Below are 13881 nucleotides of genomic sequence, written 5' to 3' on the forward strand. Positions count from 1 at the left end.
CACCATGACCCCGCCCCTCGACCCCATCGACCTCATCGATCCGATCGCCCAGTGGCTGGCCCGGCGCCCTCACCTGATCCTCGACGGCGCGCTCGCCACCGAGCTGGAGCGCCGCGGCGCCGACCTGCGCGACGCGCTGTGGTCGGCGCGGCTGCTGATCGAGCAGCCCGAGCTGATCCGCGCGGTCCACCTCGACTACTTCCGCGCCGGCGCCGACGTCGCCACCAGCGCCAGCTACCAGGCCACCTTCGAGGGCTTCGCCCGGCGCGGCCTGGACACGGACGCCGCCGCGGCGCTGATGCGCCGCTCGGTCGAGCTGGCGCAGGAGGCGCGCGCGCAGTGGCTGCAGGAGCGCCCGGCCAGCGATGCGCGCCCGGCGCCGCTGGTGGCCGCCTCGGTCGGCCCCTACGGCGCGATGAAGGCCGACGGCTCGGAATACCGCGGCGACTACGGCCTGGACGAGGAGGCGCTGATGGCCTTCCACCGCCCGCGCCTGGAGGTGCTGAAGGCGGCCGGCGCCGACCTGATGGCCTGCGAGACCCTGCCCTGCCTGGCCGAGGCGCGTGCGCTGGCGCGGCTGATGGACGAGCTGGGCCTGCGCGGCTGGATCAGCTTCTCCTGCCGCGACGGCGAGCACACCAGCCAGGGCGAGCCGATCGGCGACTGCGCGGCGGCGCTGGCGCCCTTCGCCTCGGTGGTGGCGATCGGCGTCAACTGCACCGCGCCGCAGCACATCGCGTCGCTGGTGCGCGCGATCCGCGCCCGCAGCGACCGGCCGGTGCTGGTCTACCCGAACGCGGGCGAGGTCTGGGACGCGCAGGCCAAGGTCTGGCGCGCCGGCCCCGAGTGCGCGCACCGCGCCTTCGACGCACAGGCGATGGACTGGGCCGGCGCGGGTGCGCGGCTGATCGGCGGGTGCTGCCGCACCTCGCCGGCCGACATCGCCGCGCTGTGGCGGCGCTGGGAGCAGCAGGGCTGAGCGGCTCCGTCCGGCCGCTCAGCTGACCGGCAGGAAGCCCATCGGTGCATTCGCCGCGGTGACGAAGCGCGACAGGTTGGGCAGCACCGTCGTCAGGTCGGAGGCCGAGGCGCCGAACCAGCGCGCCAGGGTCGCCGCATAGCGGTCGACCGGCGTGGTCGGCAGCAGCCGGCCCTGGCCGATGTCCTCCGGCCCGCCCAGCGCCACCGTCGGCCACTGGCCGTAGAGCCGGTTGCCGTTGACCGCGCCGCCCATGACGAAATGGTGCCCGCCCCAGCCGTGGTCGGAGCCGCGACCGTTGGACTGCAGGCCGCGACCGAAGTCCGAGGCGGTGAAGGTGGTCACGTTCGAGGCCACGCCCAGCTCGACGGTGGCGTCATGGAAGGCGGCCATCGCGCTGGCCAGCTCGCCCAGGCGCAGCGCCTGGTTGTCCAGCAGGTTGTCGTGGAAGTCGTAGCCGCCCTGCGCGACGAAGAAGATCTGGCGCCGGTGGCCCAGGCCGCTGCGCGCGGCGATCAGCTGCGCGACCATGCGCAGCTGCGCAGCCAGGCCATTGGCCGGGAACACGGTCGACAGCGCCGGCACCGACGCCAGCGCCTCCTTGGCGCGCTGGCCGGTGGCGATCGAGCGCGCACCGATGGTGGTGTAGGCCTGCTCGAGCATGTGGCTGCGCTGCTCGGTCAGCAGCTTGTTCATCGCCGCGGCCATGGCCGGGTCATGGCGCCAGTGGCCGGGCGTCATCGTCTCGATCACCACCGGGCCCTGGGTGGTGACCTGGTACTGCACCACCGAGGCACCGGCCTGCATGATGTTGTTGCCGGCCAGGGACATGCACATCGACACGCCTGCGCCAGCGTTGTAGGCGCTGGTGGTCATGTCGGCGACCCGGCCGAGCCAGCCGGTCGTCGAGGCCCGGGTCGGCAGGCCGGTCTGCCAGGACGACTGCTGGTCGGAATGGGAGAACAGGCCCAGCGGCGTCTGGACCGTGCGGTTCTTGTACTGGGTCAGCGTCGTCGGCCAGGCCAGCGTGCCGACATTGGCGACAATGGCGCAGCGGCCCGCATCGAACAGCGGCCGGATCGGCGCCAGCGCCGGATTGAGGCCGAGCTGCGGCCCGGTGAAGCCGCTCAGCGACAGCGGCAGCAGCGTGGCCTGAGGCAGCGCGATCGCCGGCCGGGCGCTCAGGTAGCGCGAGTAGGCGCTCGACTCGACCGGCACGATGGTGTTGCTGTTGTCGTTGCCGCCGTGCAGGAAGATGCACACCAGCGCCTTGTGGTCGCCGGCGGTCTGCGCTGCGGCCGCGCCGATCGCGGCGAGGTTGGCGGCGAAGGGCGTGCCGGCCCAGGCCGTCGCCAGGGCCGTGCGGCGCAGGAAGTCGCGGCGGGCCAGATGCTTGTGGATGTAGCTCATGGGGAAGGGTCCTGTCCGTCGCGCGCTCAGCGCTGCACCACATACTCGGGCGAGGTCATCACCAGATAGACCGCCTTCCAGACCCGCAGCCGGCGGGCGTTGGGCAGCGTCACCGGCAGGGTGTTCATCACCTCGGTGATGGCCGCCTTGGTCGAGGCGCTCATCTGCCCGGCGGTCAGCTCCAGGTCGAGCAGGCTCAGCAGCGTCTCGGCGTTGTCGGCCACCGCCTCGTAGCGGCTGTAGCTCGGCAGGATCTTGCCGCCGAAGCCGCGCTCGGCCAGGTAGGACATGAAGTTGCTGTAGCCGGTCAGCGTCGTCTCGTGGGTGATCTGGAACTCCGGCGCCGTCAGGCCGGCGCCCAGGATCGGCCCCGGCGGCGCATAGTCGGGCCGGAAGAAGTTGAAGACGCTGGGCGAGCGCTGCGGGTTCTGGCCCAGGCTGGTCACCGGGTCTTCCAGATTCCAGATCGTCCAGACGCCGTCGTTCGGCCGGGCATTGAAGGCGCGCAGCCAGTGGCCGAAGCGCATCATCGGCTCGCGCAGCTTGCCGTAGCGGGCATCGGCCAGCATCGTGTCGCTGCGGGCCTCGGTGTCGAGCAGGATGGCGCGCAGCACCGCCGCCAGATCGCCGCGCACGCCGCGGCCGTTGTTGGCCCAGACCGCCGCGACCCGGGCCACATAGGCGCGGCTCGGATTGCTGGTGACGAAGCGCTTGATGAGCTGCTCGCTCATGAAGGGCGCGACGTTCGGATGGTTGGCCAGGGTGTCGAGCGCGATCTTCAGCGAGGTCGGCCCGTCGGTGCCGGCCGGGATCACCACCCCGTTGACGATCGCCTTGGCCGAGGTCGAGGTGATCGCCGGGTTGTTCATCATCGGCGCGTTCCAGGCCCGCACGCCGTTGAAGGTCCAGCCGGTGAAGACCTTGGCCATGCCCATGACCTCGGGAATGCCGTAGGTCGGGATCGGGTTGCCGCTGGCGTCGAGCTGGCGCGAACCGTCCTGGTTGAGCTTCCACAGGCCGATGCTGAAGAGCTGCATCACCTCGCGCGCATAGTTCTCGTCGGGCAGCCGGCCGGTGGCGGCGTCCTCCTTCTGATTGTTCATGTGCGACAGGTAGATGCCCATCGCCGGACTGAGCGACACCGCCTCGAGCAGCTGGCGGTAGTTGCCGAAGGCATGCCGGGCCAGCAGGTCGATGTAGGCGGCATGCGCGGCCGGCTGGGTGTCGATGCCGCTGTTGACCGCGCTGGTGACGAAGATCTCGGCCAGCGCGATGGTCATGCGCTGGCGCAGCTGGTCCTGGCCGGTGACCGCCTGCGACCAGAAGCTCTCCATGAAGGCGTTGATGTGCTCCGAGGTGCCCAGCGGGCCCTTCATCGCCACATAGTCGAAATGGCTGGGCGTGCTCAGCGGCCGGGCCAGCTGGTCGTCGATCCAGGCCGCCGGCGTCATCGTCGCGGCCCGGGCGATCTCGCTGGCGGTCGCGCCCCAGGTCGCCTGGTTCAGCAGCCGGGCCGCCTGCTTCTGCGCCGGCGTCAGCGGCGCCGGGTACGGCGTGGTCGGCGGAATCAGCACCGTCGAGGCGGTGGCGTAGCAGAACTTCTTCTTGCCGAAGGCCGGATCCTTGCCGAAGACCGGGCTGGAGCAGGCCTGGCTGCCGGTGGCATAGCGGTAGAGCCACTTGCCCGGAATGCCGTAGGCGATGCGGCGGGTGCCCTCGAAATAGCAGGTGCCCCACTCGGCAGCGCAGGCGGCGCTGGTGTAGGGCACGCCGTCGATCAGGAAGGTGGCCCCGGTCTGGGCGACGGCGGGGGCGCCCGCCAGCAGCAGCCCCCCCAGTGCAGTCGCCGCGCGGGCCGCGAGGCGGATCGGCAGACGCCCGGAGCGCCGCTGTCGTCGTTCTTCCACGATCTTCTCCAAATCCTGTTGCCGCGCGAACCCCCGTTCACGCCCGATGCTTTTGCATTTTCGGCAACAGTCCGTGACATATCAGTAACCGAGCGTCAGGCGGCTGGCGAGATGCCCCCCGCAAATCAGGTGCCGCACGGGAATTCGTGCGATGCATCACGCCCGGACACCGGGGCCGGTGTTGTCCGGGCGGCACACCCGGTCGGGCAGAGCCGGCGGGATGCGCCTATCGTGGCGGCATGCTGATGCGCATCGTCTCGATCCTGTTCCCGCTCTTCGCGATCACCGCGCTGGGCTATCTCGTCGGCCGGCGCTACCGGCCCGATCTGGCCGAAGCCAACCGTCTCAACATGGAGGTCTTCACCCCGGCGCTGGTCTTCGCCGCGCTGGCCGGGCGCGAGGTCCGGCCGGCCGACGATCTGCCGCTGCTGGGCGCGACGCTGGCGGTGCTGGCCGGCAGCGGACTGGCGGGCTGGGCGGTGGCGCGCTGGCGCGGCATCGACCCGCGCACGCTGGTGCCGCCGATGATGTTCTGCAACAGCGGCAACCTCGGTCTGCCGCTGGCGGTGCTGGCCTTCGGCCCGGAGGCGCTGGCCCCGGCGGTGGTGATGTTCGCGGTGACCAATCTGGTGCACTTCTCCTTCGGCGTCTGGCTGCTGGACCACCACGCGCGGCTGGTCGACGCCTGGCGTTCGCCCTCGGTGCTGGCGGCCTTCGCGGGCGTGGCGGTCAGCCTGTCGGGCCTGGGCGTGTGGCCGCCGCTGATGACCGCGATCCGCATGGTCGGCGACATCGCGGTGCCGCTGATGCTGCTGGCGCTGGGCGTGCGGCTGGCGGACTCGCGCATCGCCGCGGTCGGCTTCGGTCTGGCCGGCGCGCTGCTGCGACCGCTGGCGGGCGCGGGCACGGCCTGGCTGGCCGCGCTGGCCTTCGGCCTGCCCGAGCGCGAGCAGGCGATGCTGCTGATCTACGGCGCGCTGCCGCCGGCGGTGCTGAACTACATGTTCGCCGAGCGCTACGCTCAGGAGCCCGACCGGGTGGCGTCGATCGTGCTGATCGGCAACGCCATCGCGCCGCTGGTGCTGTCGGCCGCGCTGGCGGTGGCGCTGCGCTGAGCCGCCACGCACAGCGCGGCGCACAGCCAGGCGCTCCACAGCGTGTGGCTGGGGTAGTGCGCGCCGCGCAGCGTCTGCGCCAGCCCGAACAGCACTCCGGCCAGCAGCGTGCCGGCCAGCCAGACCCGCGCCAGCCGCGGCCGGTGCGCGCGCAGCAGGAAATAGCCGCTCAGGAAGCAGAAGGCGCCGGCCGCATGGCCGGACGGAAAGCAGTGGCCGGCGCCGCCATCGAACACGCCCCAGGCCCAGTGCGAGACATGCAGCACCGGCGTGGCGGCCTGAGCGCCGAACTCGGCCAGATCCCAGGGACAGCTGGTGCGGCTGATGCGCTTGAGGCCCGGCACCAGCAGCGCCGCGGCCAGCGTGACCGCCAGCCAGCGGCAGCGCTCGGCGCGCGACGGGCCGGCCAGCAGCGGCCGCCAGGCATCGAAGGCCAGCAGCGCCAGCAGCATCCAGCCGAGCCAGCGGCCGCCGTCATGCAGCAGCGAGCGGGTCCACCAGGCCTGGCGCAGCGGAAAGCCGCCGGCATCGCCCAGCAGGCGCATCACCGCCAGGTCCAGCCCGGAGGCATCCCAGGCCAGCACCGCCAGCAGCGTCGCCAGCAGCACAGGCAGGTCGTGCCGGTGCACGGCCGGGGATGCGGGCAGCGTCACGAGCGGCGGCATCCGGCCAGCAGGTCCAGCGCCGGCTCGTGCAGCGCGGTGCGCACGTCGAGCAGGCCCAGCAGCGTGTGGAACAGATGGTCATGCGCGGCCGGCTGCGCGGCGCGCCGGCGCAGGCAGTCGAGGTCGAGCCGCTCCTGGCGCGCCAGGCCGTCGGAGAACCACATCACCATCGGCACGCGCTTCTGCACCTCCGGCGCGATCGCCCAGGGCAGGCCGTGCAAAAAGAGATTCGACTCGCCCAGCGACTCGCCGTGGTCGGAGAGATAGATCATCGCGGTGTCGACCTGGGACGACTGTGCCTGCGCCTGCAGCCGCGCGATCAGCGTGGCCAGCACATGGTCGGTGTAGAGCAGCGCGTTGTCGTAGGCATTGGCGATGGCGGCGCTGTCGCACTGGCGCAGGTCATCGCTCTGGCAGGCCGGCTGGAAGCGGGCGAAGCGCTCGGGATAGCGGCGGAAATAGGACGGGCCGTGGTTGCCCAGCATGTGCAGCACGATGAGGCCGCTGCCCCTGGCGCTGGCCAGCCGCTCGTCCAGGCCGACCAGCAGCGCCTCGTCGAGGCAGCGGCCCTCGGCGCACAGCCCTGGCGGGTCGAGACGCACCATCTCCTCGCTGGGCAGGCCCTCGCAGACGCCCTTGCAGCCGGACTGGTTGTCGCGCCAGAGCACGTCGACGCCGGCCCGCGCGAGCACATGCAGCAGCGACTCGCTGCCGCGGATGCGGTCCTCGTCGTAGTCGCGCCGGCCCACCGGCGCGAACATGCACGGCACCGAGACCTCGGTGTTGGTGCCGCAGCTGGAAGTCTGCGGGAAGTTGATCAGGCCGGGCACGGCCGCCAGCTCCGGCGTGGTCTGGCGCGCATGGCCGTTCAGGCCCCAGTTGGCCGCCCGCGCGGTCTCGCCCACCACCAGCACCACCCGCAGGGGCCGGGTGCGCGCCGCCATCGCCGGGCCCGGGCGGGCATCCAGCCCGATCGGCTGGCGCGGCCGGGCGGCCCCCCGCAGGTCGGCCGCCAGCACGCTGCCGGTCGACCAGACCAGATTGGCCGGCGTGACCAGATAGCGCAGATCGCGGTGGTTGCGCATCATCGACGACAGCGGCCGGAACTCGATCAGGATCGCCGCCAGCAGCAGCAGCAGCGCGCCCAGCAGCCACAGCGCACGCCGGCCCAGCGCGCGCCAGAACGGCAGCCGGCGCAGCGGCACCCGCCACATCAGCGCCGCCGGCAGCGCGCCCTTGAACAGCAGGCTGGCCAGCAGCGCCGGGCCGATCAGCTCGCCGGCCTCGGCCGGATCGGTGCGCAGCGCGTTGCGCAGCATCGAGGCATCCAGGCAGACGCCGAAGGCATCGATGAAATGCGCACCGCCGGCCGCGACCAGCATCAGCAGCGCCAGCAGCGGCCGCAGCGCGCGGCCATGGCACAGCAGGCCCAGCAGCAGGAAATGCAGCGCCACCTGCGCCAGCGCCAGCGTCGAGCCGAACAGCCAGCTCTCCGGCTGCGTCGGCAGCCGACCCTCGAGCGCGCGGTGCAGGAAGGTGTCATTGGCGCTGAGCAGCCAGAACACGCTGACGGCCAGCAGCAGCCCTTCCGACGACCACGATCGGCGCCAGGACGGCGGCAGCCGCATCGGGGCGGGAAGAGCGAAGAAGGCGAAAAGATTCATGCGGTCGACCCATCCAGGGCGCCCGATTGCGCCGAGCACCGATGAAGCCAGGCTGAACCTGCGTGAAGGTGCAGCCGCCCGCCGGGACATCGCCCCGCAGCGGGGGCGGAAATGCTAGCGTCGCGCGTCATGAGACTGCTCCTTCTTGAAGACGACCCCATCCTCGGCGAAGGCCTGCGCGACTTCCTGCGGGTGGAAGGCCACGGCGTCGACTGGTTCCAGCGCCTCGGCGACGCGATGCTGATGGCCGGCGAGCCCTATGACGCGCTGCTGGTGGACTGGCAGCTGCCCGACGGCTCCGGCATCGACTGGGTGCGCACGCTGCGCCGGCGCGGCCTGAGCACGCCGATCCTGATGCTGACCGCACGCGACCGGCTCGGCGACCGCATCAACGGCCTGGACGCCGGCGCCGACGACTACCTGGTCAAGCCCTTCGAGCCGGAGGAAATGGCGGCCCGGCTGCGCGCGGTCTGCCGCCGCTCGGCCGGCAGCGCCAGCGACCTGCGGCGCATCGGCGCGGTCGAGATCGAGCTGAGCGGGCGCACCGCCCGGCTCGAGGGCCGGCGCGTCGAGCTGACCGCACGCGAATGGGCGGTGCTGGAGGCGCTGGTGCTGCGCGCCGGGCGCATCGTCTCGAAGACCGATCTGGACGCGCTGGTGCTGGGCAACGATGCCGAGGTGGTGAGCAATGCGCTGGAGGTGCACATCTCGGCGCTGCGGCGCAAGCTCGGCCGCGAGCTGATCGAGACGGTGCGCGGCATGGGCTACCGGCTCGCGACGACATGAGCCGCACCGCCGTCGCGGTGCAGTCGATCGGCGCCCGGCTGTCGTCGGCGCTGCTGTGGATCGCCGTCACCTGGGGCCTGCTGGCCGCGCTGGCGGTATGGCTGGTGGTCGAGCACGAGGTCGACGAGCTGCTCGATGACGCGCTGATCGCCTCGGCCGGGCTGATCTCCGGCCTGCTGCCGGATGCGGCCACCCAGGACGCGGTGCTGCAGCAGGCCGCGGCCACCGTCTCGCTGGCGCCGGGCAGCAGCCGCTTCTCCTGGCAGGTGGTCGACCGGGGCGAGCATGTGGTGATCCGCTCCTCGCGGGCGCCGGCCGAGCCGCTGCTGCCGCGCCACCGCGAAGGCCTGAGCCATTCGCCCGAGGGCTGGCGGGTCTATGGCCTGGCGCTCGGCCGCGAGGGGCGCATTCTCTATGTCGCCCAGTCGCGCGAGGAGCGGCTGGAGGCGCTGGGCGATGTCACGCTGGGCACGCTGGTGGCGGCGCTGCTGGTCGGCGTCGGCGGTGCGACCGCGCTGCGCCGGCGCGCCCGGCGCGAGCTGCTGCCGCTCGACCAGCTCTCGGCCCAGGTGCAGCACCATGATCCGATGGACAGCGGCACCGCGCTGCCTCCGGCCGAGCGGGTGGAGCTGCAGCCGATCCGCGACGCGATCGACGAGCTGGGCCGGCGCCTGGCGCAGCGCATCCGCCAGGAGCGCGCGGTGGTCGCGCATGCGGCCCATGCGCTGCGCACCCCGCTGGCCGGCATGGACGCGCAGCTGGCGGTGGCCCTGCGCGAATGCCCGCCGGAGGCGACCGGCACCCACCAGCGCCTGCAGCGCACCCGGGAGGCCGCCGCGCGGCTGTCGCGGGTGGTGACCGCGCTGCTGACGCTGTTCCGCTCCGGCGTGGACATCGAGCGCCGGCCGGTGGATGCGGCCGAGCTGCTGGCCGACATCCCGATGCCGGGCCTGCGGCTGGACTTTGCCGCGGCCTTCACGGCAGAGGGCCCGGCACGGGCCACGCCGCTGCCCGCCGATGCGGATCTGCTCACCGCCGCGCTGGCCAATCTGCTCGACAACGCGGTGCGCCACGGCGCGCGGCAGGTCAGCGTCGAGCCGGTCGACGGCGGCCTGCGCCTGGTCGACGACGGCCCCGGCATCGATCCGATGCGGCTGCAGGCGCTGCAGCAGGCGCTCGACACCCAGGCCTACGAGGGCCGCACCGGCCTGGGCCTGATGCTGGCCGACCTGGTGGCGCGTGCGCACGGCGGTCGGCTGCGCCTGGGCCCCTCGCCCTACGGCAGCGGCCTGGCGGTGACGCTGACGCTCAGCGAGCCGGCGGATCAGCGCGACGACGGCGCCGTCGCGGCCGGCAGCGGGCCGAACTCGGCCGGCACCCAGCGGTAGGTCGCGCCCTCGCGGCCGACCCGGCCCAGGCCGGGAAAGGGCAGGTGCGCACCGGCGATCGACCAGCCCTGGCTGGCGGCCTGCTCGAACACCTGGCGGCGGGTGGCGATCGCCTGCGCCGGATCGGTGTCGAACTCGATGCTGACCGCCGGCCGCGCGAACTGCACCGCATGCGAATGCACCAGATCGCCCCAGACCAGCAGCCGGCGGCCCTGCGACTCGAACAGGAAGGCGCTGTGGCCGGGCGTGTGGCCGTTCGTCGCCATCGCGGTGACGCCGGGCAGCAGCACCTCGCCCGGCTCGAAGGTCGACAGCCGGCCGGCCTCGCGATAGGGCGCCACCGCCTCGCTCGCCATCCTGAAGAAGCCCTGCATCTCCTTCGGTGCGCTGGCGGCGGTCTTCTCGTCGAGCCAGAAGCCGGCGTCGCGTGCGGCGACACGCACGGTGGCGTTCGGGAAGGCCGCGCGGCCCTGCGCATCACGCAGGCCGCAGAGGTGGTCGGCATGCATGTGGGTCAGCAGCACCGTGTCGACCTGCTCGGGCCGGTAGCCGGCGGCCTTCAGGTTGTCCTGGATGCGGCCCAGCGTCGGACCGAAGCAGGCGGCGGCACCGGCATCGACCAGCACCAGCTTCTGCCCGGTATGGATCAGGAAGGCATTGACCGCGGTCTGCACGCCCGGCGTGGTCTCCAGGAACATGCGTGCCAGCAGCGTCTGGATCTCGTCGGCGGCCAGCCCCTTGAGCAGCCCCGGCGCCAGCGGCACGACGCCATCGAACAGCGCGGTGACCTCGAAGTCGCCGACGGCGGCGCGGTAGTAGCCCGGGACCTGGCTGCGCTGCTGCGCGGGCGCCGCCGCCTGCGCCTCGGCCAGCGGAGCCAGCGTCGCGCCCAGCGCGGCCAGCGGCAGCAGCGCGGCGGCCAGGGCGCGGCGCAGCGGGAATCTCGTCGTCTTCGTCGTCGTCTTCGGCATGATCGTCATCGGGATCTCTCCAGGGTTGGGCGCAACATCGATGTCGACAGCGTAGGCGGGCCGGCATGCGCGCGGCGCTCAGAGTCGTGCGCGAAACGCTCAGCAGGCCCCGTGCTCAGGCCGCCAGCGGCTCGGGCAGCGGCGCGCCCAGACCGATGCGCGAGGGCTCGACGCCGTAGCGCTCGCCGAAGCGGCGCACGAAGCTCGACACCGAGCGGTAGCCGACCCGCTGCGCCACCGTCTTGACCGGCAGCCGGGTGGTGTAGAGCAGCTGCAGCGCGCAGGCTGGTGCCCTCGTCGGCCAGGCGCCGGCGCAGCGTCGCGCCGCTCAGGCCGGTGGCGCGCTCGATGTCGTCGGAGCTCCAGTCCCGCGCCGGTCGCTCGGCCACCATCGCGTGAATGCGTGCAGCCAGCCGCAGCTCCACCGGCGCAAGCAGGCCGGCGTGGCCCAGCTCGCACAGCCGCAGCACCAGCCCGAGCAGCGCATGGTCGGCCTGCAGCGCGCGCCCCTGCTCGACCGCCAGCGCCCACTGCCGCCAGCCCTCGGTCAGCTCGGGATGCGCCGTCAGCGCCAGCACCGCCACCTCGCCGGCCAGTCCGGGCACCGGCCGGTCCCAGAGCCGGCGGGCAGCCGCGCGCACCGACTCCGGCACGAACAGCCCGACCGCGACATATTCGCCCGTCAGCCTGTCCGGCCGGTGTTCCATGTCGACCCGCCGGGCCCCCGGCACCACCATCAGCTGGCCGGGACCGACGTCCTGCCACGGCGTCTCGTCGCGCAGGCGCTTGCTGCCGAGCAGCGGCAGCACCAGCACCGGCTGGCTCAGCTCGGCAGACTTGATCGCGTGCCCCTGCACCGCACGCAGGCAGCCACAGGGCGGACGCGTCTCGTCACGGCTCAGCGCCAGCAGTCGCGACAGCAGCAGATCGATCGGAGCGGCGGGAGCATTCATCGGCGGACCTCGGCAGATCCGCGCATGATGCCGCGAGCGGGACCGGCACGCCGCTCAGGCCGCGCGGCGCAGCGCCCGGCGGGCGCGGCCGCGGCGGGTGTGGCGGAACAGGTCCTTCGGATCATCGGCAGAGGGCACCAGCTCGATCGTCTCGCCCAGGCCGAGCGCCTCGGCGCGCGCAGCCACCAGCCGCAGCGTCGAGAAGTCCTCCAGCGCGAAGCCGACCGAATCGAAGACCGTCACCTGGTCCGCCCGCTGGCGGCCCTCGGCCTGTCCGGCCAGCACCCGCCAGAGATCCACGACGGGAAAGTCGGCCGGCAGCTGCTGGATGTCGCCCTCGATGCGGGTCTGCGGCTCGTATTCGACGAAGACGCGGGCGGCGCGCAGCACGTCGGCATGCAGCTCGGTCTTGCCGGGGCAGTCGCCGCCGACGGCGTTCAGGTGCATGCCGGGCTCGATCAGGTCCGGCGTCAGGATGGTGGCGCGGGTCTTGTCGGCGGTGATCGTCGTGACGATGTCGGCGCCGCGCACCGCCTCGCGGGTGCCTGCGGCGCGGCGCACCCGCAGGCCCGGCGCCGCCTGCGCGAGGTTGCGCATCAGCTTGTCGGTCGCGGCCGGGTCGACGTCGAAGGCGACGATCTCCTCGATGCCCAGATGGGCGTGAAAGGCCAGCGCCTGGAACTCGGCCTGCGCGCCGTTGCCGATCAGCGCCATGCGGCGCGCGTCGGGCCGGGCCAGCGCACGCGCCGCCATCAGCGAGGTCGCGGCGGTGCGCAGCGCGGTGGCCAGCGTCAGCTCCGACAGCAGCACCGGCCAGCCGGTGTCGACATCGGCCAGCACGCCGAAGGCCATCACGGTGTAGAGGCCGCGCCGGGTGTTGGCCGGGTGGCCGTTGACGTACTTGAAGGCGTAGCGCTGGCGGTCGGCCGCCGGCATCAGCTCGATCACGCCGACCTCGGAATGGCTGGCCACGCGGGCCGACTTGTCGAACTCGGGCCAACGCACGAAGTCGGCGGCGATGGCGTCGGCCAGATCGCCCAGAAAGGTCTCGAGGCCGCATTCGGCCACCAGGTCGGCCATCGTGGCCACGTCGATGAAGCGGGTCATGGGGGGCTCCCCTGCCGGAAAGGTTGCGGGATGCAGGGCATTCTTCCGGCGCCTGCAGCCAGAAAGAAGCGCACAGACCGATCGAAGCGATCGCAAAATCGAGCGTTTCGCTCACTCGATTGCGCAACATGAGCACACCCAGCCTGGACGAAACCGACCTGAAGCTGATCGCGCTGCTGCGCCGCGACGCCCGCACGCCGGTCGCGGCGCTGGCGCGTGCGCTGGGCGTGACCCGCGCGACGGTGCAGAACCGCATCGCGCGGCTGGAGCGCGAGGGCACGATCGTCGGCTACACCGTGCAGCTGCGCCCGGATGTCGAGCGCCATGCGATCCGCGCGGTGATGAGCATCGCGGTGGAGGGCAACCGCGCCGCCGAGGTGCGCCACGCGCTGACCGGCCACCCCAGCGTGGTGGCGCTGCACACCACCAACGGCCGCTGGGACCTGATCGCCGAGCTGCGCACCGACAGCCTGCAGGCCTTCGACCAGGTGCTCAACACGGTCCGGCTGCTCGACGGCATCTCGACGACCGAGACCAGCCTGCTGCTGGGGACCTACAAGTAGGCGGCAAGCGCCCCCAGCCAGACCGCGTTTACTTCTTCACCGTCTCGATCGGCTTGCGGAAAATCTGTCGATACCGCTGCGCAATCCGCAGGGCTTCAGGCAGCCCGAGGCGCTTGGCCGCCGCGTAGGCCCGCTTGAGCAGCACTTGGATTTCGGGCCGGTCTTTCAGGAAGCCACGCTGGTGCAAGACCATGGCCAGGTTGTTGCGCCCCACCAGCAAATCCAGCTCCAGTCCCAGCTTCTCATACTGACCTTGCCCCTGTATTCCGTATCCCATAGCCAGACTACGCGCTGGCTTGCCGAGCTTGGCCGGCGAGCCAGTTTTCTTCGAACTGCATCGGGCTGACGTAGGCCAGCGTCGAGTGCAGTCGGG

13 protein-coding genes are annotated in these 13881 nt (G+C 72.3%); 5 read left to right on the forward strand and 8 right to left on the reverse strand.

What is annotated here, in order from left to right; genetic code table 11:
• Positions 1 to 4: 4 nt before the first annotated feature.
• On the forward strand, positions 5 to 979 hold the full coding sequence (gene mmuM / locus HZU84_RS15235) for a homocysteine S-methyltransferase (RefSeq protein WP_149505059.1): 975 nt from the start codon (positions 5 to 7) through the stop codon (positions 977 to 979).
• Positions 980 to 997: 18 nt separating this feature from the next.
• Here the strand turns inward: mmuM and HZU84_RS15240 are convergent, their stop codons facing one another.
• Positions 998 to 2389 carry a DUF1501 domain-containing protein gene (locus tag HZU84_RS15240; RefSeq protein ID WP_149505058.1) on the reverse strand — a complete coding sequence of 464 codons (1392 nt, stop codon included), beginning with the start codon at positions 2387 to 2389 and terminating at the stop codon, positions 998 to 1000.
• Between the two features lie 26 nt (positions 2390 to 2415).
• The gene (locus HZU84_RS15245; protein ID WP_180692986.1) at positions 2416 to 4296 is read right to left on the reverse strand and encodes a DUF1800 domain-containing protein; all 1881 of its coding nucleotides are present in this window, start codon (positions 4294 to 4296) and stop codon (positions 2416 to 2418) included.
• Positions 4297 to 4535: 239 nt separating this feature from the next.
• On the opposite strand from HZU84_RS15245, the gene HZU84_RS15250 reads away from it, so the two are divergent.
• Entirely contained in the window at positions 4536 to 5411 is an 876-nt protein-coding gene (locus HZU84_RS15250) for an AEC family transporter (RefSeq protein ID WP_149505056.1), read from the forward strand.
• On the opposite strand, the gene HZU84_RS15255 is transcribed toward HZU84_RS15250, so the two are convergent.
• Both HZU84_RS15255 and HZU84_RS15260 read right to left on the reverse strand, forming a co-directional pair.
• Positions 5318 to 6076: a phosphatase PAP2 family protein gene (locus HZU84_RS15255; protein ID WP_149505055.1), complete on the reverse strand. Its 759-nt coding sequence runs from the start codon at positions 6074 to 6076 to the stop codon at positions 5318 to 5320. The genes HZU84_RS15250 and HZU84_RS15255 overlap by 94 nt on opposite strands.
• On the reverse strand, positions 6061 to 7740 hold the full coding sequence (locus HZU84_RS15260; protein ID WP_244954375.1) for a phosphoethanolamine transferase: 1680 nt from the start codon (positions 7738 to 7740) through the stop codon (positions 6061 to 6063). Before HZU84_RS15260 ends, HZU84_RS15255 begins: the two co-directional genes overlap by 16 nt.
• 129 nt (positions 7741 to 7869) lie before the next feature.
• On the opposite strand from HZU84_RS15260, the gene HZU84_RS15265 reads away from it, so the two are divergent.
• Complete coding sequence (locus HZU84_RS15265) at positions 7870 to 8526, forward strand: response regulator transcription factor (RefSeq protein ID WP_149505054.1); 657 nt, start codon at positions 7870 to 7872, stop codon at positions 8524 to 8526.
• The gene (locus HZU84_RS15270; protein WP_149505053.1) at positions 8523 to 9914 is read left to right on the forward strand and encodes a sensor histidine kinase; all 1392 of its coding nucleotides are present in this window, start codon (positions 8523 to 8525) and stop codon (positions 9912 to 9914) included. The genes HZU84_RS15265 and HZU84_RS15270 overlap by 4 nt, the downstream gene beginning before the upstream one ends.
• On the opposite strand, the gene HZU84_RS15275 is transcribed toward HZU84_RS15270, so the two are convergent.
• From HZU84_RS15275 to HZU84_RS15285, 3 genes are read right to left on the reverse strand one after another with little or no spacing between them, the layout of a single operon-like run.
• Positions 9851 to 10894 (reverse strand): MBL fold metallo-hydrolase, encoded by a 1044-nt coding sequence (locus tag HZU84_RS15275; protein ID WP_244954374.1) that lies wholly within the window; start codon positions 10892 to 10894, stop codon positions 9851 to 9853. The genes HZU84_RS15270 and HZU84_RS15275 overlap by 64 nt on opposite strands.
• Positions 10891 to 11838, reverse strand: a complete 948-nt coding sequence (locus tag HZU84_RS21210) for a hypothetical protein (RefSeq protein WP_244954373.1) — start codon at positions 11836 to 11838, stop codon at positions 10891 to 10893. The genes HZU84_RS15275 and HZU84_RS21210 overlap by 4 nt, the downstream gene beginning before the upstream one ends.
• A gap of 54 nt (positions 11839 to 11892) precedes the next feature.
• On the reverse strand, positions 11893 to 12945 hold the full coding sequence (locus HZU84_RS15285) for an ornithine cyclodeaminase (protein ID WP_149505052.1): 1053 nt from the start codon (positions 12943 to 12945) through the stop codon (positions 11893 to 11895).
• Positions 12946 to 13073: 128 nt separating this feature from the next.
• Between HZU84_RS15285 and HZU84_RS15290 the strand changes: the two genes are divergently transcribed.
• Complete coding sequence (locus HZU84_RS15290) at positions 13074 to 13508, forward strand: Lrp/AsnC family transcriptional regulator (protein WP_180692987.1); 435 nt, start codon at positions 13074 to 13076, stop codon at positions 13506 to 13508.
• A gap of 28 nt (positions 13509 to 13536) precedes the next feature.
• Here the strand turns inward: HZU84_RS15290 and HZU84_RS15295 are convergent.
• The coding region (locus HZU84_RS15295; RefSeq protein ID WP_219340961.1) for a hypothetical protein at positions 13537 to 13881 on the reverse strand (345 nt) is incomplete at its 5' end.

Source organism: Sphaerotilus sulfidivorans (assembly GCF_013426975.1).
GTDB classification, from domain to species: Bacteria; Pseudomonadota; Gammaproteobacteria; order Burkholderiales; family Burkholderiaceae_C; genus Sphaerotilus; species Sphaerotilus sulfidivorans.

Coding starts and splice junctions, on each gene's coding strand:
- HZU84_RS15275 (WP_244954374.1), bottom strand. CDS start 10,894: ATGACGATCATGCCGAAGACGACGACGAAGACGACGAGATTCCCGCTG.
- HZU84_RS15290 (WP_180692987.1), top strand. CDS start 13,074: ATGAGCACACCCAGCCTGGACGAAACCGACCTGAAGCTGATCGCGCTG.
- HZU84_RS15250 (WP_149505056.1), top strand. CDS start 4,536: ATGCTGATGCGCATCGTCTCGATCCTGTTCCCGCTCTTCGCGATCACC.
- mmuM (WP_149505059.1), top strand. CDS start 5: ATGACCCCGCCCCTCGACCCCATCGACCTCATCGATCCGATCGCCCAG.
- HZU84_RS15240 (WP_149505058.1), bottom strand. CDS start 2,389: ATGAGCTACATCCACAAGCATCTGGCCCGCCGCGACTTCCTGCGCCGC.
- HZU84_RS15270 (WP_149505053.1), top strand. CDS start 8,523: ATGAGCCGCACCGCCGTCGCGGTGCAGTCGATCGGCGCCCGGCTGTCG.
- HZU84_RS15285 (WP_149505052.1), bottom strand. CDS start 12,945: ATGACCCGCTTCATCGACGTGGCCACGATGGCCGACCTGGTGGCCGAA.
- HZU84_RS15265 (WP_149505054.1), top strand. CDS start 7,870: ATGAGACTGCTCCTTCTTGAAGACGACCCCATCCTCGGCGAAGGCCTG.
- HZU84_RS15255 (WP_149505055.1), bottom strand. CDS start 6,076: ATGCCGCCGCTCGTGACGCTGCCCGCATCCCCGGCCGTGCACCGGCAC.
- HZU84_RS15260 (WP_244954375.1), bottom strand. CDS start 7,740: ATGAATCTTTTCGCCTTCTTCGCTCTTCCCGCCCCGATGCGGCTGCCG.
- HZU84_RS21210 (WP_244954373.1), bottom strand. CDS start 11,838: ATGAATGCTCCCGCCGCTCCGATCGATCTGCTGCTGTCGCGACTGCTG.